Origin of the sequence: Streptomyces sp. 13-12-16 (assembly GCF_002114215.1) — a bacterium.
Classification (GTDB): Bacteria; Actinomycetota; Actinomycetes; order Streptomycetales; family Streptomycetaceae; genus Streptomyces.
Map to the genome: position 1 here is coordinate 75,896 of NZ_NCTE01000504.1, position 22,648 is coordinate 98,543.

The 22,648-nt window shown below is 70.5% G+C and carries 25 protein-coding genes and 2 pseudogenes; 18 read left to right on the forward strand and 9 right to left on the reverse strand.

The genetic code is table 11. The features are described from left to right. The first annotated feature begins 4 nt into the window (after positions 1-4). The 12 genes and pseudogenes from B7767_RS20080 to B7767_RS20135 all read left to right on the forward strand — a co-directional run bounded on the left by B7767_RS20080 (position 5) and on the right by B7767_RS20135 (position 10,393). On the forward strand, positions 5-1,792 hold the full coding sequence (locus tag B7767_RS20080; protein WP_085573396.1) for a type IV secretory system conjugative DNA transfer family protein: 1,788 nt from the start codon (positions 5-7) through the stop codon (positions 1,790-1,792). Positions 1,793-2,009: 217 nt separating this feature from the next. Next, positions 2,010-3,233 carry a DnaB-like helicase N-terminal domain-containing protein gene (locus B7767_RS20090; protein ID WP_085573398.1) on the forward strand — a complete coding sequence of 408 codons (1,224 nt, stop codon included), beginning with the start codon at positions 2,010-2,012 and terminating at the stop codon, positions 3,231-3,233. 119 nt (positions 3,234-3,352) lie between these two features. Beyond that, positions 3,353-3,454: pseudogene (locus B7767_RS48155) on the forward strand (DNA methyltransferase); the annotation flags it as partial. Positions 3,455-3,575: 121 nt separating this feature from the next. After that, positions 3,576-4,481: pseudogene (locus B7767_RS20095) on the forward strand (DNA cytosine methyltransferase); the annotation flags it as partial. Between the two features lie 93 nt (positions 4,482-4,574). Further along, positions 4,575-5,174, forward strand: coding sequence for a DUF4913 domain-containing protein (locus B7767_RS20100; RefSeq protein ID WP_085573399.1), 600 nt, complete (start codon positions 4,575-4,577; stop codon positions 5,172-5,174). Next, on the forward strand, positions 5,171-5,947 hold the full coding sequence (locus tag B7767_RS20105) for a glycosyl hydrolase (RefSeq protein WP_085573400.1): 777 nt from the start codon (positions 5,171-5,173) through the stop codon (positions 5,945-5,947). The genes B7767_RS20100 and B7767_RS20105 overlap by 4 nt, the downstream gene beginning before the upstream one ends. Next, on the forward strand, positions 5,944-6,420 hold the full coding sequence (locus B7767_RS20110; protein WP_085573401.1) for a hypothetical protein: 477 nt from the start codon (positions 5,944-5,946) through the stop codon (positions 6,418-6,420). The genes B7767_RS20105 and B7767_RS20110 overlap by 4 nt, the downstream gene beginning before the upstream one ends. Further along, complete coding sequence (locus B7767_RS20115) at positions 6,417-7,085, forward strand: hypothetical protein (protein ID WP_085573402.1); 669 nt, start codon at positions 6,417-6,419, stop codon at positions 7,083-7,085. The genes B7767_RS20110 and B7767_RS20115 overlap by 4 nt, the downstream gene beginning before the upstream one ends. Beyond that, complete coding sequence (locus tag B7767_RS20120) at positions 7,082-7,909, forward strand: large ATP-binding protein (RefSeq protein WP_085573403.1); 828 nt, start codon at positions 7,082-7,084, stop codon at positions 7,907-7,909. The genes B7767_RS20115 and B7767_RS20120 overlap by 4 nt, the downstream gene beginning before the upstream one ends. A gap of 23 nt (positions 7,910-7,932) precedes the next feature. Next, positions 7,933-8,781, forward strand: a complete 849-nt coding sequence (locus tag B7767_RS20125; RefSeq protein WP_085573404.1) for a winged helix-turn-helix transcriptional regulator — start codon at positions 7,933-7,935, stop codon at positions 8,779-8,781. 114 nt (positions 8,782-8,895) lie between these two features. Further along, complete coding sequence (locus tag B7767_RS20130) at positions 8,896-9,846, forward strand: DUF317 domain-containing protein (protein ID WP_085573405.1); 951 nt, start codon at positions 8,896-8,898, stop codon at positions 9,844-9,846. A gap of 61 nt (positions 9,847-9,907) precedes the next feature. Beyond that, positions 9,908-10,393 (forward strand): hypothetical protein, encoded by a 486-nt coding sequence (locus B7767_RS20135; protein WP_085573406.1) that lies wholly within the window; start codon positions 9,908-9,910, stop codon positions 10,391-10,393. Between the two features lie 4 nt (positions 10,394-10,397). On the opposite strand, the gene B7767_RS20140 is transcribed toward B7767_RS20135, so the two are convergent. Further along, complete coding sequence (locus tag B7767_RS20140; protein ID WP_085573407.1) at positions 10,398-10,661, reverse strand: hypothetical protein; 264 nt, start codon at positions 10,659-10,661, stop codon at positions 10,398-10,400. A gap of 217 nt (positions 10,662-10,878) precedes the next feature. Between B7767_RS20140 and B7767_RS20145 the strand changes: the two genes are divergently transcribed. The 6 genes from B7767_RS20145 to B7767_RS20170 all read left to right on the forward strand — a co-directional run bounded on the left by B7767_RS20145 (position 10,879) and on the right by B7767_RS20170 (position 14,024). After that, positions 10,879-11,226, forward strand: coding sequence for a DUF317 domain-containing protein (locus B7767_RS20145; RefSeq protein ID WP_085573408.1), 348 nt, complete (start codon positions 10,879-10,881; stop codon positions 11,224-11,226). Positions 11,227-11,328: 102 nt separating this feature from the next. Then, on the forward strand, positions 11,329-11,541 hold the full coding sequence (locus B7767_RS20150) for a hypothetical protein (RefSeq protein ID WP_085573409.1): 213 nt from the start codon (positions 11,329-11,331) through the stop codon (positions 11,539-11,541). 101 nt (positions 11,542-11,642) lie between these two features. Next, entirely contained in the window at positions 11,643-11,960 is a 318-nt protein-coding gene (locus B7767_RS20155; protein ID WP_256923500.1) for an esterase, read from the forward strand. Positions 11,961-12,029: 69 nt separating this feature from the next. Next, positions 12,030-12,290 (forward strand): hypothetical protein, encoded by a 261-nt coding sequence (locus tag B7767_RS48160; protein ID WP_256923501.1) that lies wholly within the window; start codon positions 12,030-12,032, stop codon positions 12,288-12,290. Positions 12,291-12,519: 229 nt separating this feature from the next. After that, entirely contained in the window at positions 12,520-12,702 is a 183-nt protein-coding gene (locus tag B7767_RS20165) for a Dickkopf N-terminal cysteine-rich domain-containing protein (protein ID WP_085573410.1), read from the forward strand. A gap of 68 nt (positions 12,703-12,770) precedes the next feature. Then, complete coding sequence (locus B7767_RS20170; protein ID WP_085573411.1) at positions 12,771-14,024, forward strand: hypothetical protein; 1,254 nt, start codon at positions 12,771-12,773, stop codon at positions 14,022-14,024. A gap of 367 nt (positions 14,025-14,391) precedes the next feature. On the opposite strand, the gene B7767_RS20175 is transcribed toward B7767_RS20170, so the two are convergent. From B7767_RS20175 to B7767_RS20210, 8 genes are all read right to left on the reverse strand, one after another. Beyond that, positions 14,392-17,076 (reverse strand): tetratricopeptide repeat protein, encoded by a 2,685-nt coding sequence (locus tag B7767_RS20175; RefSeq protein WP_085573412.1) that lies wholly within the window; start codon positions 17,074-17,076, stop codon positions 14,392-14,394. Beyond that, positions 17,073-17,456, reverse strand: coding sequence for a hypothetical protein (locus B7767_RS20180; protein ID WP_143652559.1), 384 nt, complete (start codon positions 17,454-17,456; stop codon positions 17,073-17,075). The genes B7767_RS20175 and B7767_RS20180 overlap by 4 nt, the downstream gene beginning before the upstream one ends. Before the next feature lie 306 nt (positions 17,457-17,762). Further along, positions 17,763-18,167, reverse strand: coding sequence for a hypothetical protein (locus tag B7767_RS20185; RefSeq protein ID WP_085573414.1), 405 nt, complete (start codon positions 18,165-18,167; stop codon positions 17,763-17,765). 106 nt (positions 18,168-18,273) lie between these two features. Then, a complete protein-coding gene (locus tag B7767_RS20190) occupies positions 18,274-20,043 on the reverse strand; it encodes a relaxase/mobilization nuclease domain-containing protein (protein ID WP_085573415.1) in 1,770 nt (589 codons plus the stop codon). Continuing rightward, the gene (locus B7767_RS20195) at positions 20,043-20,708 is read right to left on the reverse strand and encodes a MobC family plasmid mobilization relaxosome protein (RefSeq protein ID WP_085573416.1); all 666 of its coding nucleotides are present in this window, start codon (positions 20,706-20,708) and stop codon (positions 20,043-20,045) included. The genes B7767_RS20190 and B7767_RS20195 overlap by 1 nt, the downstream gene beginning before the upstream one ends. Beyond that, the gene (locus tag B7767_RS20200; protein ID WP_085573417.1) at positions 20,705-20,929 is read right to left on the reverse strand and encodes a hypothetical protein; all 225 of its coding nucleotides are present in this window, start codon (positions 20,927-20,929) and stop codon (positions 20,705-20,707) included. Before B7767_RS20200 ends, B7767_RS20195 begins: the two co-directional genes overlap by 4 nt. A 103-nt stretch (positions 20,930-21,032) precedes the next feature. Further along, entirely contained in the window at positions 21,033-22,076 is a 1,044-nt protein-coding gene (locus B7767_RS20205; RefSeq protein WP_085573418.1) for a DUF2637 domain-containing protein, read from the reverse strand. Then, positions 22,073-22,639 carry a WhiB family transcriptional regulator gene (locus tag B7767_RS20210; RefSeq protein WP_085573419.1) on the reverse strand — a complete coding sequence of 189 codons (567 nt, stop codon included), beginning with the start codon at positions 22,637-22,639 and terminating at the stop codon, positions 22,073-22,075. The genes B7767_RS20205 and B7767_RS20210 overlap by 4 nt, the downstream gene beginning before the upstream one ends. Positions 22,640-22,648 lie beyond the last annotated feature (9 nt).

Here is a 22,648-nt window from a genome sequence, read left to right on the forward strand (position 1 = left end):
CGCCGTGCCCTCCCCTCGCACCAGCGCGCCCTCGACCACCACCGGGTCTGACGCGCTCCTCTACCTCCTGTTCGGAGTCCTCGGCACCGCCGTGGCCTTCGGCTCCCTCGCCTGGCTGACCGGAAACCTCACCAACACCGCCACAGGAAACGGGCCGTGGGCCCCGTTCCACGCCACCGATGCCCTGCTGCACCCTGACGTGCTGTGGCCGAACCTGAGCACCACCGCACTGCTGGTCGGCACCCGCGTCGTTCCCGGCATGCTCACCGTGGCCCTGATCACCACCGGAGCGGTGCTGTGGACGCGCTGGTGCGGCGGCTCCAAGTCCGGCCTCGCCCGCAAGGCCGACCTGGCACCCCTGCTGGACAAGGAAATCGTCGCCAAGGCGAAGAACCTGCGTCCGTCTCTGGGCGGCCTGGAGGGTAAAGAGGTAGCCCCCGCTGACCGCGGCATCCTGCTCGGCACCCTCGGCCCCGGTCGTGCCGAGGTCCGCGCGTCCTGGGAGGACGTGATCGTCGCGATCATGGCCCCGCGCTCCGGCAAGACGTCCGGGCTCGCGATCCCAGCAATCCTCTCGGCACCCGGCCCGGTCCTGCTCACCAGTAACAAGGCCGCGAACGACGCCTTCACCGCCACCGTGGACGCCCGCGCCGAGGTCGGCACGATCTGGACCCTCGACCCCCAGCAGATCGCCCACCATCCCCGCGAGATGTGGTGGGACATCCTCGCCGACGCCCGCGACCTCGCCGGAGCGAAGCGCTTGGCCGGGCACTTCGTCACCGCGAGCGTGGACGAGTCCAGCGGCTCCGACTTCTGGTCCACCGCCGCGAGCAACACCCTCGGCGCCCTGTTCCTGGCCGCCGCCAGCCAGCGACGGCCGATCACCGACGTCCTGGCCTGGCTCGCCATGCCGGCCGACCGCACCCCGGTGGACCTGCTCACCGACGCCGGCCACGACGCGGTCGCCGCCCAGCTCCAGGGCACCGTCTCCGGCGCGACCGAGACCCGTGACGGCATCTACGAAACAGCGCGGCAGTACGCGAGCTGCCTGCTCGACCCCGGCGTCGCGGCCTGGGTCACGCCGGACGAGGACCTCCCCGAGTTCCAGCCGTTCGCCTTCGCCACCTCCCGCGACACCCTGTATCTGCTCAGCAAGGACGGCGGCGGCAGCGCCAGCGCGATCATCGCGGCGGCGGCCGATGCCTTGATGCGGGCGGCCGTGATCGTCGCCGAGCGCTCCGGCGGCCGGCTCGACCCGCCCGCCCTGTGCGTCCTCGACGAGGCGGCGAACGTGTGCCGCATCTCGGACCTCCCGGACCTGTACAGCCACCTGGGCAGCCGGGGCGTGATCCCGATGACGATCCTGCAGTCCTACCGGCAGGGCCAGCGGTGCTGGGGCGAGGCCGGCATGGACGCCCTGTACTCTGCCGCCACCGTCAAGATCATCGGATCGGGTATCGACGACGCCGACTTCGCCGACCGCCTCAGCAGGCAGGTAGGCGACCACGACATCCAGACCACCTCGGTGTCCACCAGCGAGGGCGGCAAGTCCACCTCGGTGAGCATGCGCACCGAGCGGATCCTGCCACCGGACGCGATCCGCGCCCTGCCCAAGGGCAAGGTGCTGCTGCTGGCCACCGGCATCCGGGTCGCCATGCTCGACCTCAAGCCCTGGTACAAGGAGCCCTCCGCCAAGGTGGTCGGCCCGGCCTCCGCCCGCGCCACGAAGGCGATCACCGAGCGGGCCCTCGCGAAGAACATCGGCCACGACGACCTCGGGCTGTCGGCATGAGCGCGCCCACACCTCGTCCCCGGCAGTTGCCCCGCTCTCCGGTCGTTCTGCGCAGCGGTCAGTGGTGGCTGATCGGAAGGAGCGGCTCGGTCCCCGCCTCGGATCCCGTCTTCACCACCGTCCTGGACGACTTCGCCCAGGCGATGGCCGCTGCCGACCGGGCAGTCGTCGGCCTCCGGCAGAGCGAGTCCTCGGCACCTGATCCGGGAAACCGTCGATGAACCCGCTGATGAGCGCCGAGCAGGCGGTCCTCGGCGCCGTGCTCCTCGACCCCGACCAGCTCTCGCACCTGGACTGGCTCGCTCCGGACCACTTCTACCGACCCGTCCACCAGGCGCTGTTCGGCGCGCTCCGCAAGCTCCGCAGCGACGGTCACTCTGCGCTCTCGGCCGATGGTCCGGTGCCGCTGTCGTGGGTGACCGACGCGGTCGACGAGGCCGGCCTGCACGTGCGAGGGCTCACCGCGGCGTACGCCCACACCCTGGTCCAGGCGTGTCCACGCACCGAACACGCCCCGGTGTACGGCCGCATGGTGCTGGAAGGGGCGATCCACCGCACCATCGCCCAGCACGCGATCCGTCTCCACCAGGCGGCTCGGGCCGACGCCGTCCAGGGCGAGGTCGAGGGAGCGCTGCGTACGGCGGACGTCCTGAACGGAGTGCTCACCGACCTTGCGCGCCGCTGGGGCACCGACCCCCGCCCGGCCGCGCCCACCGGTGCGCCCACTGTCGCCTCGGCTGTCCCGCCGCCGGTCCAGGCCGATCAGGTCGCCGAGGACGAGCGGTTCCTCCTGGCCGTCCTCACCGAGCAGCCGAGGGCCATGGACGAGGTGGTGGCCTGGCTACGGCCGGGCGACTTCGCCGACCCGGCCCACGGACAGCTATACCGGTGCCTGAGCGCGCTGCACCACCGAGGCGAACCCATCGACCGGATCACCCTGCTCTGGGAGGCCCAGCGGCGCGGCCTCCTGGCCGACGGCACCCTGTCGAGCGAGCGGCTGACCGCCGTCTGCGACGGGATGGTCCCCGGCAGCGCCAACTGGTTCGGGCACCGGGTGATGCGCTCCTCCCTCACCCGCACCGCAGCCGCCTCCGCGCGTGCCATCCGGGCCCTGGCTGAGAACGAGGCCCTAAGCCCCGGCCGACTGATCAACCACGCCCTGCACGCGCTCGGCCCGCTCGACGAGGCGCGTGCCCGCTGGGCGACCGCGAACGGCAGCCCGGCTCCGAAGCCCAGGGCCTCCGCTCCGTCAGCGGGCGGACCGCCTCCCGCCCGGGTGCAGGCCGCCCGCGCCCGCAGCACGCCATACCCAGCCGCATCACCCCCGGCCCCGACCGGCCCCGTCCCCACGCCGGCCGCCGCCCGGCCGCCCTCGTACGGCCACCCCTCACACCTCACCACCCAGCACACCTCCCCTTCGTCTTCAGGGACTTCGCGTTGACTGACACCCCTCCCACCGCTGCACTGGCCCATCGCGCCACGACGTCGGCCTTCGTCGCCTCGGCGCGTCCCCCGCTGATCGGGTCGCTCTGCTCGGGGTACGGCGGCCTCGACCTGGGCGTGCAGTCCGCCTTCGGTGGCACGCCGGCCTGGCACGCCGAGGTCGATCCGAACGCCTCGCGCATCCTGGCCCGCCACTGGCCCGGCGTCCCCAACCTGGGCGACATCACCACCGTCGACTGGTTCGCCGTCCCGCGGGTGTGTGTCCTGACGGCCGGCTTCCCCTGTCAAAGACGTCTCGGTCGCCGGCCGCCGGGCCGGACTCAACGCCCAGACCCGCTCCGGGCTCTGGCTGCACGTCGCCCGTGCGGTCCAGGCCCTCCGACCCTGCCTGGTTGTGATCGAGAATGTGCGCGGCCTCCTCACCTCACCCGCCGGTGCCCCTGGCGGCGTGGAACCCTGCCCGTGGTGTCTGGGAGACAACACAGGTCAGCCTGCTCTGCGGGCACTCGGTGCCGTACTCGGATCCCTGGCCGACATCGGGTACGACGCGAAGTGGCTCGTGCTTCGCGCCTCCGACGTCGGGGCCCCGCACCGCCGCGAGCGCGTCTTCCTCGCCGCCTGGCCCGCCGGACATCCTGCTGAAGACGCCGACCAGCAACATCGGCAGGAACGGCGGTTCGCAGCATCCGTCGAAGAGGAAGAGCGGGGGTCACGGGCCGAACCTGGCCGACGAGGTCGAGTGGCTGCTGCTGCCGACCCCGAAGGCGTCGGACGGGACCAAGGGCTCGCCGAACCAGCGGCACGGCAACGGCGACATGACCCTGCCCAGTGCGGCGGCGTCACTGCTGCCCACGCCGAGGGCCGGCGACACGGGCACACCGGGCCGTCGCCCCGGGAAGGAGTGGCGCCCTCCCCTGTCGGCGGTGGTCCTGCCGCTCTGGGCGGAGGAGTCGCCGGAGGCCGGGGAACGGACCGGCGATGGGGAGCGTACGGAGCCGCCATCACCCGATGGGAGAGGCTCACCCGTCCCGCCCCGGCCCCCACGGACGCGGCTGGTCGGCTCCGCGCGGACTTCGTGGAGTGGATGCAGGGCCTCGACGCCGGCTGGGTCACCGCCACCCCGGGGCTCGGGCGTCCGGCACAGCTCACCGCGCTCGGGAACGGCGTTGTCCCGCAACAAGCCGCTCGGGCGTTGCAGTTGCTGGCACCAGCCTTCCCTCGCTGTCCCCGCTGCGCGGGCGAGTAGCGCTCTACTACCGCGTTTCTCCGGCCGGACCAACCCGCGGTTTCTCCGGATCCTCTCGGGCATGTCGCCGTCCGACAGATGGAGCACACCCCCATGCCCGACACCAGCCCGACCACCCCCGGCCCCGAGCCGTTCCGCGTCTCCGACGGAGACCTCGACGACCTCGCCAGCACCCTCGCCAAGACCATGGCCGAGGTCAGGCAGCACGGCGTCCTCCTCGACCGCCTCGGCTCCGAGCCCGAATCCGCTGCCGGCCAGCCGGCGGACGAGGCCCCGGAAGCCGAGGCGGTCGACGACAGGCAGGCCGACGGTCCCGCCTCGGTGTTCATCCTCGCCCTGGGCGGGGAGGCGTACGCCGTCGAGCTCGCCGCCCTCAGCGACTGGGTGAACCACCTCTTCCTCCCGGTGTACGGCCGGGAGATCAGTACGAGCCGTCCGTGGTGCGCGCAGTGGCACGAGCACCCCGAGGCCGTCGCCCGGCTCCACGCGCTCTGGCTCGCCTGGCAGCAGTTCACCGACACGGAGGCCGGCCTGTCCGGCCCGTCGACCTGGCACCGCGACCACCTGGACCAGACGCTGGCGCACCTGCGTGCCCCAGACGGGCCCTTCGCGGCCTGCACGACGAGCGCGAGCCGCCCCAACCATCGTGTGCTGGCCACCCCGGCACCCGAGCAGACGGTGGTGACGGCGTGAACGCCTTCGACTTCGACCTCGCCGACCTCGTGCCCGCAGACGAAACCTCCGAGGACGCGATGGAGGCTTTCCGGGCCGGCGACCTGACGGCGCTGTCCCAGCACCACACCGCGCCCAACGGCTCCCACAGCTTCGTCCTCGCCCACGACCGGTCGGTCACGTGGGGGGTGCCCGGCGAGCCGCAGCTCGTTGCGATCGCGGTCGCACGGGATCTCAGCCGGTCCATGTTCACGTTCGAGACGAGCCGCCACGCCACGGCGTCCTTCGCCCAGAACTGGCTTGCAGAACGAGGCTGCCCGCTCGATCGAACCGCTCTGCGAGGTGGCGACCACGCCGAGCCCGCCGACGACCTCACGGTCCAGGTGGAACAGCAGATCCAGAGGTCGGGCACGCGCTACGAGGTCCTCGACACCCATACCTCCGACCACGACCCCAGCGAGGCGTGGACGCTTGTCCGCGACTCCCGCGCCGCCCAGGCACCGGTTCGTCTCTTCCACGAGGAGTGGGACCACGACGCCGGCACGTACACGGTGCGCGAGGGCGCCTTCGCCGACGTCGGTGCCGCCCAGACCTGGCTGGACGAGCGCAGCGGGCCGCTGCCCGAGCCACCGGAGTACAGCGATCACGACGGCGCCGTCGTCCGGGCCCGCATCGCCCGCATCGCCCTCGTCCGGTCGGCCGGTGCCTCCGCGACGCCGCGGACCGGCCTCGACGCACCCCACACGACCCCGGCGGGACCGGTCCAGCGTCCGGTACGGGGGAGGCTGCTGTGAGCCACGCCCGCTTCGCCTTCGCCGCGCACCCCGACGCCATCGCCGACCTGCGGCAACTCCCCGACGAAATTCGCGACCTGGCGCTGCTGGAGCTACAGAACCTGGTCCATGGCAGCGACGACTGCCTGCCGTTGAAGGGCCGTCTCGCCGGCTTCCACAAGGTCTACGTCGACCCCTCCGTCGCCTACCGGATAGTCATCCAGTTCCGCCCGGCCCCGCCGACCTCGACCCACAGGCGCGAGATCTACCTCGTCGCCGCCGGCAGCCGCAAGGACTACGCGGTCTACCGCGCGGCCCACCTGCGCACCGGTCCCCGACAGAACGTCGAGACGGATTCCGCCACGGAGGCCCGCGTGCAGGCCGCCCGGTCCCGGTCGTCCGCAACCCCCGGCCGGCTGACGGCAAGCCAAGCAAACCCTCCGACAACGGCGCCTCTCCCGGCTGCTGCGCCCCGAAAGGTTCCCCAGCGATGACCACCGACCGCACCCCGCTGACCCGTACAGAGCTGGCGGACCTCCTCACCGATGCCGCGCAGAGCGTCTCCCTCATCCTCACCGCCGTGTACCCGACGGCCGCCACCCGCTCCTACCTTCACCCCGTGCTGGGCGCACTGGCCGCCGGACCCCGGGTGGTCGGCGAGCTGAACGACCGACTCGAAGAGTTCGTGGCTGCCGAGCCGCGCCCCGCCACGTCGGCGGGCCTGTTCGCCCTGGCCTCCTACGCCTCCGCGCTGGGGTGGCTCACAGAGTCCCTCGCCGAGCTGACCGCCTCGGTCGACGAGATCTGCACCCGCGTAGGCATCCCCACGGAGCCCAGCGACCCGGCCGTCGCCACGTCCGGCGACACCGAGCGGGACGACGAGTTCGACTTCGCATTCAGCGCACTGGAGCTGCAGGCGATCCGCACCGCGGCCGAGGCCGCCGGTCTCGCGCCGGACGACTACGTCGAGGTCCTCTCCCAGTCGCTGCTCGCCGCTTCCCGGATCACCGACGCCTGCATGGAGATCTCCAGTGGCCTGCTCGAAGACGCCGCGTACGTGCTCGACGAGGCAGGCGACCAGATCTGGCTCGGCGACGGGCCCAAGGGCCTCCCCACGCTGGTCCGCTCTTTGCTCGCCCGGATGGAGGCGGCGGAGTGAACCCGTACGACGCGACCACGCACCCCGGAACCCACCTCGTCGCCGAGACGCTCGGCGTCACCGAAGTCAGCACACTCAACACCACGTACCACCTCGATGATCCGCTGTACCAGGCTGCGACACAGGTGATCGGCGCTGCGTACGAGTTGGACGAACTGCACAGCCGGGTGACGCACGCGGCCAAGGACGCTCTCCGGCTACTCGAACCCGTCGGTCGCGGTGAACTCGACGGCGCACGGGTGTCATACGCGCTGCTGCGGACCGCGGTCCCCGGACTCGGAGACCTTCTCGCGCAGCAGGACCGGGCCTACGGCCAGCTCGTCGAGTCCATCTCCGCCTACCGGCGTCTTCTACCCGCGCCGGATTCGGCTCAACGCTCGACGAACAAGGGCCCAGGGCCGGCCCAGAGGACGACTTCTGACCGGGATGACGACTGGGCCGTCGCGAGGGAGCGCCGACTCGTGGCTCTCGAAGCCGTTGAGGCCGGCGACGTCCGGTTCCGCCGGACCGCGATCGGCGAGGACGCGTACGTCTCGCGGGAGAAGATCCAGCGACAGGCCCCAACGATCTGGCCAGAGACCGTGCAACGTCTGGTCGCAGAGGGGCTGTTGCACCAGGACACCAGCGAGGGCCTGTACCGGCCCGGCCAGCTCCTCTCGCTCACACCGCAGGGCGAAGCCGCCCTGCGTGACGCTCTCGCGACGACGACCCGTGTGTCCGCCGCCCTCGGCCGCAGCACCACCCCGACCAGCTCCGGCGCCCTTGCTCACTCAGCCGCCGCACCCGTCGCCAGGACGCCCCCCATGTCCTCCCGCTCCCGCTGACCCCACCCCGACAGGACGCCACTATGCCCGCCCCCGCACAGCCCTCCGCCTTCTCCATAGCTGCGATCGACGCTCAGCGCGTCGAGGATGCGCTTGCCCGGATCGGGCCGAAGTGGACCACCTGGGCGGCGATGACCCTGGCCCAGGAGAACCGTCCCATGCGCGTGCGCGACGTCGCCGCCCAGCTCCCCTTCCTCAGCGAGCAGTTCGTCGGCAAGCGGCTGGCCACGATGCACGCTGACGGACTGGTGACGCGAGACGACGACCGTCGCGGGGCGCCGTACCGGCTCAGCGCGCTCGGCACGTCTCTGGCTCCCGTACTGCGCACGGTGTCGGACTGGTCCCGCGCCCACCTGCCGCACCGGATGGCCGAAGCCGAACGTGTCGAGGACGCCCTGCGCCGGCTGCGTCCTCGGCACTCGACCGCCGTGATCCAGGTCCTCGACTCGGGCGGCGGCCCGATGCGGTTCGTGCACATCGCCGAGAAGGCCGGTCTGGACAATGGCCTCGCGCGGCAGCGGCTCCTCCGGCTTCAGGCCGACGGCCTGGTCGCCCGGACGGGCCCTCGACACGGTGACCCCTACGTGCTGGCCGATGCCGGCCAGGCGCTGGGGGCCGTCTACGCAAGTGTCGAGCACTGGAGCGAGCCCGTCGCCCTGCGGAGGGCCGCGTCGGTCCCACGTCCGGCAGCGACGGCCACGCGCTCCCACGCCGGCGTCCCGCTGGGGGCGGGGACGGACGGTGCCCGGACCGCGGCGGCCCTGCGGGGGAGCGCCGCCGCGCCGAACGTCATGTTCAGCCACGCGCCCCAACCGCAACCGCGGGTGCCGGCGGCCGTGACCGCCCAGCCGACACCGGGCCGGGGTCGGTGACGGTCGTGAGAACCAGAAACCACTCGTCACTGCCACGGCGTCCACGTGCACTCAGCCGCTCGTCCTGCCGCGCACGCGGGCGTGTTCCCCTCCTTCGCTTCCGGAGCCTCGACCATGCACGCCCCTGATGACCCGAACCGGTACCAAGAGGTGCTGGTCAGCCCCATGTATCTGGCCGGCTCCAACGGGACCGGCGAGGCCGGCTTCGCCCCCGTCGCCCACTGGCCACACCACTACCTCGACGAGGGGCCCTGTCAGCTCCTCGTCACCTCGCCCGACCAGCGGATCAGGATCGGCTGGTTCGGCGACGACTTCGAGCTGTGGAAGATCAGCGCGGCTACCGAGGCTGCCTCCGCCACCCGCTGGACCGCCACCTTCAACCACGTCACCCCGGCCGAGATCGTCGCCGGCCTCACCACCGCGCTGGCCCACGACTACGCCGAGGCCGACGCCTACGAGAGCAACGGACGCTTCCTGGCGCACCCTTCGGTCTACTGGGCTGACGCCGTCCGGCCACTGACGGATGCCGGCTGGACGCGCGGCGTCCCCGACTCGCCCGGCACGATCGAGATCGTCGCCCCCGACGGCCAGGCTGGCGCCGTTATCGACAGGCGCGACCACGGCCCGGACGACGAGACCATCACCCTGTGGGCTGGTCCACCGGGGTGGGGCACTCGGGCGGAGGCCGTGTTCACCGCTCGCACCCCGTCCCACCTGATCGCCGCGACAGCGGCCGTGATGGCGGAGTCGGCCCCGGTGATCCGTGAACGGCACCAGATCGACCGGCGGATGCAGCACCTGGTCATGATGACCCCGGTGGCCTCGGTCATGCCGACCACCGACGCTCAGGCCTCCCGTGCTCCGACTCCGCTGGACGTACGACGTACGGCGGTCACCCAGGCCGTCCACCGTGTCGCGCGGGCCCCGCGCACGGCAACCGATCTCCGGGTGATGGCCGCCCGGAGCCGCTCCGCGGGTGCGGTGCAGAACCACTCGGGCAGCCTCGCACCCACAACCACCGCCCGACTGCCGACCGGGTCGTCGGCTTCACGGCACGGCCGCTGACTCCGGCCGCCCCGGGATACCGCACCACCCGAAACCGTCCCTGCACAACGGGAGTTCCGTCATGCCCACCACCATGCTCGACCACGCGACAGCCATGATCGAGGAAGCCTGGGGACGGCCCATCGAGGCTCTGGAGATCCTCGCAGTCCGCCGCCCCAGCGAGGACCCGCTCCTGCGCTCGGCCATGCACACCCGTACGGCCCTGGCCATCACCGACAACGCGGTGACCGCCCACCAGGACCGTCTGCACGCTCTGACCCGACGCGGGTACGTGCCGGACTTCTACGAGCTGGACCGGATCACCGAATCGGCAACCAGCCTCCGCGTCGCCCACGCGGAGAGCCGTGCGTACCTCCAGGCGATCAGGCGTGTGGTCGAGGCTCGTGAGGCCGCCGTGCCCGTGGCCGAGGCCCCGGCGGTCCGGCTGGCCCAGGCCGCTGTCGCCCGCTCCGGGCAGGCACCGCACGCCTCGGGCCGCGTACCCGAACCGTCCTCTCCGTCGGCCGTCGTCGGGCCACCGGTACCCACCACGGGGCCACGTCGCTGAACGGTCAGCGCGGGCCCTCGTCGCGGTGGGCGTCCTCGGCGCGGAGGCCCACCGCGCGGGCCAGCTCCTCCATCGTCAGCTCGACACTCCGGCCTTCCGCGATCCGGCGCTCCACCAGCTCCTCGTCCGGCCACCGGTCGGGCTGCGCCCCGACGCCCCACTGGCCGTCAGCGACCATCACGATGTCACCCACGGTCCACGGCCGCCCGGCTGCGCGGATCTTGCGCTCCAGCCCGGCGCCGTCCCGGTGTCTGCTCGCCTCGGCCATTCCTGCTCCCCCTTCGGTCCCGTGCGGCCCGTCGCCGCAACCCCGGTACGACAACCGTGGTCGCCTATCCATTCCCGGCCTCCAGTCACCTGCTGGCAACCTCGAGTTCGCCCATGGCAGACGTCGTCCCCAGGGAAACGACTACGTACTTCGGCACGCTGCATGCCAACGTACGGGTGTCGGGAAAACCGCAGGTCAACGAAGGGATCGTCCAACCGTGAGCATCTCCGCCACCCTCCTGCCCGCCGTCGTCCGCCCCGCAGCGAACGACCACCACTGGCTCTCCTCCGACCACTGCGCCGGTCCGGTGCTCGATCTCCTGGGCGCTCTCGGGTGGGCGATCGTCGACACCCCAGAGGCCAACGTCCACGCGACCAGTCCCGACGGCCGTGTCTACGTCGGCTGGCTCCCCGAAGACCCAGCTGCGTGGAAGCGCGACATCGTCTGGCACATCCGGGTGCAGCCCGCCGACGGCGACTCCTGGGTCCAGGAGTTCGGTCTCCACACCCCGTCCGAGGCCGTCGCCGGGTTCCTCGCCGCCTTGGTCGCCCATTCCTCGCGCTGACCGCCGGTCAGGCCCCTTCGCCTTTCTTACCGGCTGCCCCGCCGACTCCGATGTCGTCGGGCCGACCAGCTCCGTCACTTCCCACCGCTCTCGGAGATTCTCTTGCCCCAGTACCTGACCGTCGACCACCTGCTCCGCCAGCTCCAGGAACTCGACCCCGACCTGCCGGTCCGCCTCGCCGTCAACCCCGACTTCCCCTTCGCCCACTACGTGGGAGCCGACGTCATCGTCCGCGGCGGAACGGCGTACATCGCCGACGACGGACAGGAGGACTACCTCCCGGTGGGGGCACGCGACGCCCTCGCCTGGGCCTGACCAATTCCTTCAACACCACGGAGGCTCCTATCTCGTCGCGGTCTCACCCCTCGCCTCTCCTTCCGCTGCACGACCTCGCCGTACGCCCCATACCGGACGGCGTGCGCGGCGCGCTGGTCCGGCGCGTCTCCGCCCGACCCGACGGCCCGCTCGATGTCACGTGGCTCGCCGCCGGAACTCCCCGACTCCCCCTCGGCCGTATCCGTCTGCGCTGGGAACCCGCGCCCCTCGCGGGCTGGGACGTCACCGCCCACCTGGGCCTGGCCACCGCCGAAGTGCACCTCGCCTCTTGGCCCGCCGCCCCGGACGACTGGCCGCACCTGGTCCGCCCGACCGTCCACGAGGTGACCGGCCTGTGCGCCGCCCTCACCTTCGCCACCGACGCCCTCGACCTCTTGAGCCGCCTCTCCGGGGTCTGACCGAGGACCGCAGAAGGCCGCCCCACGCCGATCAGGCAAGGGCGGCCTTGCCATGCGCCCATCCGTGCATTGCGTACCCTCGACCCGGCGAACGACGAGGACACCATGGCCGACGACCAGCAGCTCTGGGGATACCCGGAGATCGCCGCCCACCTGGGTATCAGCGTCGGCGCAGCCCGCAGCCGGATGCTCGTCGAGGCGCTGGCCGACCGCTGGGGCTGCTCACCCTGCGCCTGCGGCGGACTCGAAGGAACCGTCTGGGCCGAGTTCAACTCCTTTCGCGGCAGCCTCCATCCCACTTCCGGGCGGCGTCGAATAGGACCACGGTGACGAGTACGGCCCGATACCGGACCCGCGAAGCGTCGCATGACCGCAGGCCGTGGCCCCTGCCATCGGGCCGGGCGTGAACCCTGGCTGAAGATGCCTCAGCCAACGGCGACTGCACGCTACGATCCCGTACGTGCCCTTCATTCTTCCGGGCGAACCTTCGGATTGAGCGGAATGCATCCGCTTGCCCGGGAAAGGGAAGTGGCTGCCCTCCTCACGAGAAGGACGAGTCATGGTCACCTTCGCGGAAGACTTGGTGTCCCTCGACGCCGAGACGGTCACAGATATCGAAGAAATCTTCACCGAGGTCTACACGGCCCCGACTGCTTGCACCAAAGCCGGGGGTGCCTGCTGGTGGGACTCCGAGTGCTGCCCGGGCATGATCTGCTCGTGGTTCAAATGCGCCCAGGCCTGAGACTGGCCGATGGTGTAATCACCGCTGATCTCGGACGCGGCGGCGTATTGCTGGATACCGCCCGGCCTGTGGCTGCTTTCATCGCCCCGACGGCCATGGCGTGGCTGCAGGGCAAGGAGCCGGCCGCGGAAGACCACGCCGCCTACCGGCAGTGCCTTGAGAGGTGGAGCGCTGCCGGGCTCGTCCATGTCGGCAACACCCAGCCGGCTCTCACGCTCGCTCCGACTCGAATGCGGGCGCTGGCTGACGATGTTGCGGTGCCGCATCGTGTGTTGGTGGTGGCCATGTCATCGGAGTGCGGATTCTGCACGCAACTGTCGGCCGACCTCGCCGCGAATGCCTCCGTCATGACCCGCTTGAACGCTGCCGTGCTTCTACTCGAAGACGTGCGGGACGATTTGCTGGGCTTGCCTGTCCCACCACAGGTCCGAGCACGACTTGTGGCACTCGGACGCGAGACGGCACATCTCGGGACTCCGAGTGGGTGGCTTCTGTCACCCGGCAGTCCCGCCCGGTTCGTGGTGGGGTTCCCCGAGGTCAGCGCCGAGTTGGTACAGCTCAGCGGCGGTGACGCAGTGACAACGGTGATCGAAGCTCCTACCAGTTGCTCCCTCAAGGTCGCCGAAGCGCCAGTAGACGCGTTGGTGACCGCTCGGGTAGACGGCGGCCGCGCCGTGGGCATTGCGGTCCGGGGCAGCAACGACATAATCGAGTTGGTCCGATCGGTGACCGGTGAGGGGTACCAGGGTGTCTACACGCCCGTCACACTGACCGTGGAACGGCCACAATCGCTCTACCTGCTCTATCGGGGCGGCGAACTACTCACCCGCGCCCGGACGGCAGACGCTTTGAGACATACCTTGGCCCAAGTGCTGACGGGTTACGGAGTTCCCAACCCCAGCGAAACGACGCTGCTGTGCGCGGCGGCCGTGCACCGGGCTGGACATGCAGTACTGCTGCCGCGGAACTGGCTGTCGGATCTGGTCGTGCACTCAACGAGGCTTGAGCGTGCCGGCTGGCGCCTCTGTCCAAGGCCGTTTACCACCCTGCGCCTTCCGCCGTCGGGAGGAAGACCGGTGTTGACCGGCTCGCCCGCAGGTCGGGAGCGGGATATTCCGGTCAGCAGCATCCTGTCTCAGTCAGCTTCGACCGGATCGTGGACGCGTGCCCAGTTGCTGGCTCAGATCGTCAACTGGGTCCATCGTCCTGCCACGCCCGATTCCGTTTGCTCGCTGGCGGACACCCTTCAGGCCCTGCCGGTGCACGTCGGTACGTGGCGCCAAGCCCTCGACCATCTGCTTGCCGACTCGCCTGTCACCTGACGAGATCTGAGGGCTGGGGAGGACCCCTGTGAGGATGTTGACCTCGCATTCCTGCCTGGCGATAAGCCCGTCGACAAGGATGCAGACGATGTCCTCCGTCGGGACCTGTTCTCGGTGACGAAGGCGAGGTCTTGGCCAGGCCGGGCGAGCAGCTCGTGGACTGGGCGCCGTTGCGCTGCGGTGATCACCAGCGGGCGCGGGGCGTCGAGCCAGGATTGCGGCGAGGGCAGGCGCGGCTGCTCCTGGTCGAGGGCCTTGGCTGACCATCGGAGGCCGTTCATCCCGCGCTGGTGGCAGGCCTAACAAGACCATCTGGGCGGAGGGTGATCCTGAACATCAAGCGGATGCCAGTCTTCGGCAGGTCCGGTCAGTCCTCATCCGGCACCACGACCGCTCCGTCCCGGCCGTGCATCCGCTCAAAGATCGGGTTTTCGACGGACATGTCCCGTTCCATGATGTCCGCCTCCTCCGCGCGACCTTCCATTCGGAGGGTGCGGATCACGTCATGGGCAATCGCGGCCTCGTTCCACTCGTACGAGCCGGACCTGTAGATCGCCAGGGCGGCGTCAAAATCCGCGTGCGCCTCCGTATACCGGCCGAGTTCGCGATAGGCCACGCCTCGCAGGTGACGTGCCATGGCACCCGCATAGGAGTCGCCGGCTGCAGCACAGGCGTCCACGGCATGTGTGAGCGGTGCCTCGGCGTCCTGAGGCCGTCGAGCTCGCAACTGCAGCCAACCGAGGTCCCGCTGAGTGTGCGCCACCCACATGTGGTTGCCCAACTGCTCGAACATCGAGATCGCCTGGCGGGCGGTGGCGGCAGCGTCTTCAATCCGTCCCATGCCTGCAAAGACACGGATACGGGCGTTGTTCACCCGCCCAAGCCACAGCCGCTCACCCATCGGGCCGAAGATGCCCTCCGCCCGGCTGTAGCAGTCGAGTGCCTTCTGGCGTTCTCCAAGAAGCCGATAGATCTTGCCGAGAGCGTACTCCGTGGCACCTTCCCAACGGCGATCGCGGAGGAGTCTAAAGTCGTCCCTGGCCGATTCGAGCAGGGGTGCTGCCTCCGACGGGCGGCGTAGGTAACCAAGCGTCTCGGCGAGGGTGCGCCGCAGACGTGCCCGCGCCCTGAGGTCACCCGCCTGTTCGGCGAGACGCAAGGCCTCCCGCTGGCTCTGCTCGCCCAGCTCGGGTTTTCCACGCCAGCGTTGTAGCTCCCCCAGCAGCTCGAGGGAACTGAGGGTATGCCAGGAATCGCCAACCACGCGCAGCTCGTCCACTGCGGTCGTCATACGGTCAAGAGCGGTGCGGTAGTCGCCCTTCATGGAGTGCGCCCGGGCAACCACCATTGCATCCCGGGCCCATAGGGCCTGGTCCCGAGACCTCTCCACTGCATCGTCGCTACTCAAGGGCAGAAGCGAAAGCACCCGGTCCGGGTTACCTTCGGCGAGGGAAGCTATCGCGCGTGCTCTGCGGAGACCGGCCAGCACCCGCGACCGAGTCTCCCCAGGAACCTCGAAGATCCACTCGGCGGAGTTCGGAGCCAGGGTGATGTCGTCAAGGAAGTATGACAACGCCTCTCCGATCTCCCCCGCAACCGCGTTCAACCCGAGGGTCCGTGCGTGGTCGAGTGCCCAAAAGAGACGCTCCTGCTCGTCGGCGACCCACTCGGCGGCTGTCATCGACGCTCCAGAGAGGTCGGACATGCGCTTAGGGTCCACCTCGGTGCGCAGTTCCGGGGCGCGCTGGGCTGCCCAAAAAACAACAGTGTCCCTGTAGGCCCGGACTAGACGTTCCTCCAGAGCGTTCCGTTCCTCCGGAGGCATCTGCTCGTGCTGACGGGTGAGGAAGAGACGAGTCAAGTCGTGCATGCGGTAGCTGCTTTCGGAGTCTCCGCCGTTTCCTTCCCCGTCCAGCCTCTCCATCAACGCGACCTCGAGCAGTTCGTCACCAGCCGCAAGTCCGGCCCCGCGGGTGGTCGCGAGCCGGGTGAGATGCCAGTCCGTCAACCGGCCTGGAGGCAATGAGGCGAGCACAGCGAAGGAGGAACGGGTAGTCGGCGTGAGGCCCTGAAAACTCAAGGTGAAGCAGGCAGTCAGCCTGCTGTTGTCGAGACGTCCCAGGCTCTCCAGACGGTCTGTTTCGACAACCAAGGCCTGGCGCATGCGGCCAAGACTGTGGCCTGATTCCCTCAGTTTGCAGCCGACCAGCCGCAAGGCCAGCGGGAGGTTGCCGCAGAAACGAAGAATGTCCACTGCCGCCGCCATCTCGGCGGCAACGCGTTCCTTCCCCGCGTAGTGCGCGAGCACGGCAAGTGCGTTCTGGTCGCTTGGCAGACGCATCGGTAGCGGCTCCCGCTGGGTGATGCTGTTGAAAGAGAGCGCGCGTCGAGAGGTGATCAGTACCGAGCAACCGGGTCCGGTGGGGAGCAGAAGCTCGGTCTGATCCGTGCTGTGCGCGTTGTCCAGGACAACGAGCAGTCGCAGATCTGCAGTGAGCGTCCGGAACATCGCCGCCCGGTCGTCGGCGGAGTTCGGCACATCCTTCGGGTCCACATGCAGACTGCGGAGCATGCGACCGAGGGCATCGGAACTGCTCCTCGGAGTCGTCTTGTCACCATGGAGATCGAGGTAGACCTGACCGTCCGGGTAGGCGTCCTTCACCTCGTGCGCGGCGTTGACTGCCAGGGCCGTCTTTCCCACCCCGGGTTGGCCATGCACGACAACGAGTTTCGACTGGCCCGCAGCGGCACTCGACGGGAGCGTGCGGCTGTCGGGCACTGGCACGTCTCGGAGATAGGCACACAGACCGTCCAGGATGGTGGTCTCGCCGGCCAGCGTTTCCCTGGTGGGAAGTTCGCGAGGCGGTGGCGCCGCAGAGGCCAACTGCTGGGGATCGGTTGCCGGAGCCTGCACGACCAGCTGGCCCACCTGCAGGGCAACTGCGTGGGCGATGTTCCCACCTGCGGCGATCGAGCCCTGCTCTGCGCTCAGCCCCCCGTGGCCCTGCTCCTTGTCACGGCCCGAACCACGACGCCACCACCCGGCGCTCACCGGGGCCCCTCGTACGCCGACGAACCATCGACATCACCACCGGCAGCGATCGACCCGCCTTCCGCCCGGATCCCAGTCGCCGGCGCCGAATCCGGCTGCCACGTGCCGCCAGCGCTCTGAGCCCGGGCATTTCGCACACTCCCGGCCGCAGCAATCGCCCCACCGCGCGCCACCGCCGTATCGACCGGCTTCTGCCGCAAGTGCGCCACCAGCGACAGAACGAAACCAGCGACGGTGACGAACAGGCTCAGCACACTGCTCAGCTTGTCAGCACGGTCAAGGCCCAGAAGTGTCATGAACACGGCCAGAGCGATGACACCAGCGATCCCACCGACCAAACGCAGCAACTGCCAGTTATTCACCATTTCATGATGACCCATCAGACGTTCTCAGGGGATCCGATCGGGCCAGTTTCCGCCACCGATTCTCTAGGCACTTGGGACGTAACGACCGGATTCGGCACGATGGTACGCACCTACGACTGGTTGTTGCGCATCAACGAATTCCCCGACCCTATGCGCCGAGACGCCCCCGACCAGCGCCTTCGGCTCGCTTGAGACTAGCCGCCGCATCCCCTACCGGCTTCGCGAACATCGGGGGTCTCCCAGGGAAGTGGAGCCGCCCCTCGGGTCAACAGAGCGGGCGGCAAGCGGATGCTGCCGTTGCATGGGCTGCAATAGCGCTCACTACTCCAGATAGATGCCAGCGAAGACGCCGTCGAAGCCGAGCGCGACAAGGCCCGCTTCGACGCTCGGGTAGGTCGTCCCGTTCGGGCCGCCGATCAGGGCGTCGAAGTCGGCGCGGCTGATCTCGGGTTCGAGCCACTGGTCGCCGCATCGGCAGCGGATCCAGACGTTGCGGCCGTGGCTGATGAGCAGCCAGTCACGTCGGGCCTGGCAGGCGGAGCACATCACGGGGATGCCGCCGAGAGCGAGTTCGCGTGAGTGGCCGACGCAGCGAATCGCGCCGGGGCCGTCGGTCGGCCGCGTCTCGTACTGGAGCTGCAGCAGAGGATCGGTGTCGGTGGGGAGGACGGGCAGCGCGGGTGCCGGCTCCGTGGTGCGGTCGGTGCTTCTGAGCACGAGCGTCATCTTCCGGTCGTGAGTCCTGTTTTCATCCCTAACAGCCGGTGGAATCGGCTGTCCAGGCATTTCGTGGCGTCCGGTCGGCCAGTGGCCGGCTGTCCGGACGAGCTGGTCAGCGACGTGGCGGGCGGCGGTCGTGGTCCGGGACAGCCGGGCGCGGTGCCGCTGCTGGGGCGTTCCGTTCGATGGTGCGGCTGGTCGAGGGCTTGGCCTGGCGGGTGCCGGCCTGTGGGCGGGGCGGAGCTTCGCCGGGGTGTGCGGGCAGCTGCGCTATGCGGCGAAGGCGCCAGACCAGCACGTCGTTGACGTCCTCGGCGGTATCGAGTTCGCGCATGTCGATGGCCTGTCGCAGGAGGGCTTCGGGGTTGTGGCCCGCCTGCTCGGCCTGGGCGAGGGTGGCGACCAGGGCATCGGTCCTCGTCGCCATGCCGCCCGCTCGTACGTCCTGCTCTGGCAGAACCGCGCGAAGGGTGGCTTCGTGCGACCGGCGTTGGGACTCGGGGAGGGCGCGGCCTTGGGCGTGCAGCACCCGCATCGGTGTGGCGGTGGCCTGGCTGTAGGCGGTGCGCAGGTGCTCGGCGGCCTGTCGGGAGGCGTGGGCCTGCTGGGCGTGTCCGCGGGCGGAGTGCCAGCGGGCGGCGGCGAGGGTGACCAGGACCAGGGAGGAGACGAGCATGGCGGTGGTGCCACCGTCCTCGCCCCTGCCGAGCGCACCACCGGCCTGGACGATGCCCCGGGCGGCCGAGCGGAGAGCCCGGGTGTCGGCGAGTTCGGCGCGGACGTGGCTACGGGTCGCCCGCTCGAACGCGCGAGCGGCGGCAGCCAACTCGGCGCGGGTGGCGGCCGGGGAGGTCTGGGCGACCGCGTCCAGGAGTTCTCCGACGCCGACGAGCTGGGCGGCGGCTTCGCCGTCGTCGCGGTCCAGAAGAACGGCGGAGCGTTCGGCGATGCCGGTGGCGCTCCGGCGTGCACAGGCGGGCGGAGACCAGTCCGTCCGGCCGCCGGTGGCCGAGGGCGTGATCCGCTCGGCGGCGCCGTCGGTCAGCCGAAGACGGATCTTCGGCAAGGAGAGGTCAGGGGCCAGCTTGTAGCCGGGGTACCAGACCGGTTCGCCGTGGCGGTTGCGGTCGCCGGGCAGGGCGACGTTGTAGCCGATGGCGTCGCCGGACGGAGCGGTCCGCGTCTTCACGCGCAGGCCCGCCTCCCGGAGCCGGGTGAAGAACTCCTCTTCGGTGGCCGCGCCGGCGAAGGCCTGGCGGACGGCTTCGCGGAGCGTCTCACGGGGGGCTTCGGAGCGGCCGGTGCGCTCGGCCTTGAAGCGTTCGGCGCTGGTGGGGGTCTTGGCTCCGGTCCCGTCGCCGGGCTTGAGGCGGCGCAGACCCATGTCCTTCTCGATGCGTCGGCATTCCGCCTGGGCCTTCTTGAAGTCGTAGTTCATCCTCGGGCGGCGCAGGTCGCCTCGGACCATGGTGGCCAGGATGTGGATGTGGTCGTCGGCGTGGCGTACGGCGACCCACCGGCAGCCGTCCGGGTCGCCTTCGGGGGCGAGGTTGACGGCGTGGACCAGGCGGCGGGCGACGGTGTTCCATTCGGCGTCGCTCAGGGTCCGGTCGCCGGGGTCGGTGCGGACCGAGCAATGCCAGACGTGCTGGGTGGGCGCGCTGTCGCCGGCTTGCTTGACCCGCAGGTCCAGAGCGGCGGTGAGGCGGGCGAGGGTGACCTTCGGATCGGGATCGGAGCTGGTGTCGCGGCCGGGGTCGGGGGCGAAGCCGTCCCAGCTCCCGACGAGGTGGGGGTCGACGTGCTCGTCGCGTTTGCCGGGGCCGTACAGGTAGACGAGCAGGCCGTGGGTTCGCGAGCCGCGCCGGACCTTGGGGACCATCAGGTTCGCCTCCTTACCAGGGCGTCGGCAGTGTCGTCGACACGGGCCAGGAGCCGGGTCAGGGTCGCGAGGGCGTGGTCGAGTTCGCCGGGGCGGGACTGTCCGCCGGCGTTGTGGACGTGGGCGATCTGGTTGATGTTGTTGCCGATCCGGGCCAGGGCGGTTCGCAGGGCGGCGAGTTCGTCGATGGCGGTGTCGAGACGTTCGTCGGTGTGCAGGGCGGTCGAACCGCGGGCGGCGACGAGGCCGGCGGTGGCGAGGAATCGGGCGACGGTGATGCCGCGCTGCGTGGCGGCGACGACGATCTCGGCGTGCTCGGTGTCGGAGAGGCGGGTGGTCGTCTTACGAGTGCGCTCGCTCGGGTTGCGGCGACGACGGCGCGGTGTGCGGTCGGGAAAGGCGGGCGTGCTGGGGCGCGGCTGCTCGCGGTGGTCGTCGCGGTCGGCTTCTCCTCCCGTGACCGGTGTTCCCTGGTGCCGGTTGCCCGGATGGTCCCCGTGCGCCCTCGCTCGGGGGCCTGCCGGGCCTCCCCTGCCCTCCTGGGCGGGGGCAAGTGCGTACGACGGGCCGTAGGACCGTCGTACGCGACAACTTGCTCCGCCTGGAGCCGAGTTGGGGTCACGCTGCGGTCCGGACGTGGTGGCCGCCGGGTCGTTGGCGGTCACCGGCCCGTCTCCGCGTCCTGCTGGTGGACGTCGCGGACGATGTCCTCGATCCAGTCCATGGCCAGGACCGGGTGGTGCAGGGTCCAGGGGCGGCTGTGTCGGCACCGTTGCACGGTCCAGGTGTTGTCGGGACCGGATTCGGCACGGTGGAGGTGACCGCGCTGGTGCAGGACGGTCAGCCAGGTGTCCACCTCGGCAGGGGTGGCGGGGTTCGTGCGCATGGCGGTGCTCTCCGGTTCGCGGGAGGGGGTCGTGGGGCGGGGTGCCCGGGGCGGGTGACCGGCCGCAGTGTCCGGCTCGGTCACCCACCCCTGGGGTGTGCGGTCAGTTCCGGGCGGTGGTGACCGACTGTCCGTGCTGCTGGCGGAGCTGGACCATCAGGGCGGTCAGCGTGTCGCTGGACAGCGGGATCTGCTGACCGCGGATCGCCTGGGCGACCACCTTGCGGGTCAGTTTGTCCTCGGCCCTGACCGCTGACCGGGCGATCTCCAGCAGTTCCTCGGTGTCTGGGTCAGGTCGCCGGCCACCCGTTGTCCGAGGGCCGCGGGCAGTAACCGGTGGCGGAGTGACCGGCGGGAGGTCGGCCAAGTGACCGGTGACCGGCTCGGTGACGGCCTCTCGGGCACTGACCGCCGGGGTGGTGTCCGACTGTCCGCCCAGGTCAGCGGCCTTGGGCTCCCGGTCAGAGTGACCGGTGTCCGGGCTGCTGCTGTCCGCTGGGGTACTGCCCCCGGTCAGTGTCCGGGCCTCTGGTGCCTGCTCGTCCAGGGACAGGCGGGGCCGGTCGGTCAGGGCGGTGACCGGCTGTCCGGCGCCGACCTGACCGGGCTGCGGCTGCGGCCGACCGGCCCGGTCAGTCCGAGTGACCGGGACACGCTCGGGGTGGCCGGCCTGACCGAGGTCATCGCGGTCACTTCGGTCACTGCCCTTGACCGGCCCCCGGGCGATGAGGATGTACAGGTGCACCGCTCCGGCCAGGGCCAGCGGGGCGATGGTGGACAGCACCGCGACCACCGTGTCTCCGAGCCGCAGCCCGGTGGCCGAGGTGCTCTCTTCGTTGAGCCTGACCGCGTGCAGCGCGTTGGCCCAGATGCTGGCGGCGGTGGCCGTGCCGAAGAGCGTCCAGACGTAGAGCCGGGCGCGCAGCGGTGCGTCGCGCAGGACCAGCAGGGCCCGGACGCCGTACGCGATGAACCCGTCGATCACCAAGGGGAAGAGGTAGGTCAGCAGCCCTCGGACGTGGACGGCGACGGCCATCTGCTGCAGGGCGTCGTAGGACAGGGCGCATCCCGCACCGCCGAGGGCGATGACGACCGCTCGGTCCCACCGGGTGACGTGCGCTGTGCCCGGCGCGCCGGCGGTGCTCACGCAGCCGCTCCGAAGTCGTCGCGGCCCAGATGCCTGCCGTCGGTCTCGGATGGTGGGGTGCTCTTCGTGGTCTGCTCCAGGTCTCGGTTGCGCAGGGCTCGGCGGGTTTCGCGGTAGAGCTTCTGGGCGTGTTCCTCGCTGATCTTCAGGAGCCGGGCCAGGCGCTGTTCGGTGAGGCCGTGGCGGTAGGCGGCGCGGACGACCGCGCGACGCTCGGCCTTGGTGAGGTGGACGTCGCGCCCGGCGACGGTCGCGTTGACGCGGCTGTAGTCGAGACGGTTGGCGAGCTTCTCGTGCAGCGGCGCACGCTCCTCCTCGGTCATCCCGCCACGGATGCCGTGGGTGTCGCCGCCTTCGAGGGCGGCGTCCAGGCAGGTGCGGCGGACCGGGCACTGGGCACAGAGCGACTTCGCTGCGGTGATCTTGGCGGTCTCGTCGGGCTCGGGGAAGAAGAGTTCGGGGTCCACCGGGTTGTACTCGGTGCTCTGGCAGACGGCCTGCTCCTGCCAGGTGTGGTCGCCGAGCGACCGGTGGCGGGCAGGGCTGATCGTCGTGGGTGTCATGCGGTTGCT

Coding starts and splice junctions, on each gene's coding strand:
- B7767_RS20100 (WP_085573399.1), top strand. CDS start 4,575: ATGCCCGACACCAGCCCGACCACCCCCGGCCCCGAGCCGTTCCGCGTC.
- B7767_RS20165 (WP_085573410.1), top strand. CDS start 12,520: ATGGTCACCTTCGCGGAAGACTTGGTGTCCCTCGACGCCGAGACGGTC.
- B7767_RS20210 (WP_085573419.1), bottom strand. CDS start 22,639: ATGACACCCACGACGATCAGCCCTGCCCGCCACCGGTCGCTCGGCGAC.
- B7767_RS20130 (WP_085573405.1), top strand. CDS start 8,896: ATGCACGCCCCTGATGACCCGAACCGGTACCAAGAGGTGCTGGTCAGC.
- B7767_RS20185 (WP_085573414.1), bottom strand. CDS start 18,167: ATGACGCTCGTGCTCAGAAGCACCGACCGCACCACGGAGCCGGCACCC.
- B7767_RS20180 (WP_143652559.1), bottom strand. CDS start 17,456: ATGGGTCATCATGAAATGGTGAATAACTGGCAGTTGCTGCGTTTGGTC.
- B7767_RS20125 (WP_085573404.1), top strand. CDS start 7,933: ATGCCCGCCCCCGCACAGCCCTCCGCCTTCTCCATAGCTGCGATCGAC.
- B7767_RS20140 (WP_085573407.1), bottom strand. CDS start 10,661: ATGGCCGAGGCGAGCAGACACCGGGACGGCGCCGGGCTGGAGCGCAAG.
- B7767_RS20115 (WP_085573402.1), top strand. CDS start 6,417: ATGACCACCGACCGCACCCCGCTGACCCGTACAGAGCTGGCGGACCTC.
- B7767_RS20090 (WP_085573398.1), top strand. CDS start 2,010: ATGAACCCGCTGATGAGCGCCGAGCAGGCGGTCCTCGGCGCCGTGCTC.
- B7767_RS20135 (WP_085573406.1), top strand. CDS start 9,908: ATGCCCACCACCATGCTCGACCACGCGACAGCCATGATCGAGGAAGCC.
- B7767_RS20200 (WP_085573417.1), bottom strand. CDS start 20,929: ATGCGCACGAACCCCGCCACCCCTGCCGAGGTGGACACCTGGCTGACC.
- B7767_RS20190 (WP_085573415.1), bottom strand. CDS start 20,043: ATGGTCCCCAAGGTCCGGCGCGGCTCGCGAACCCACGGCCTGCTCGTC.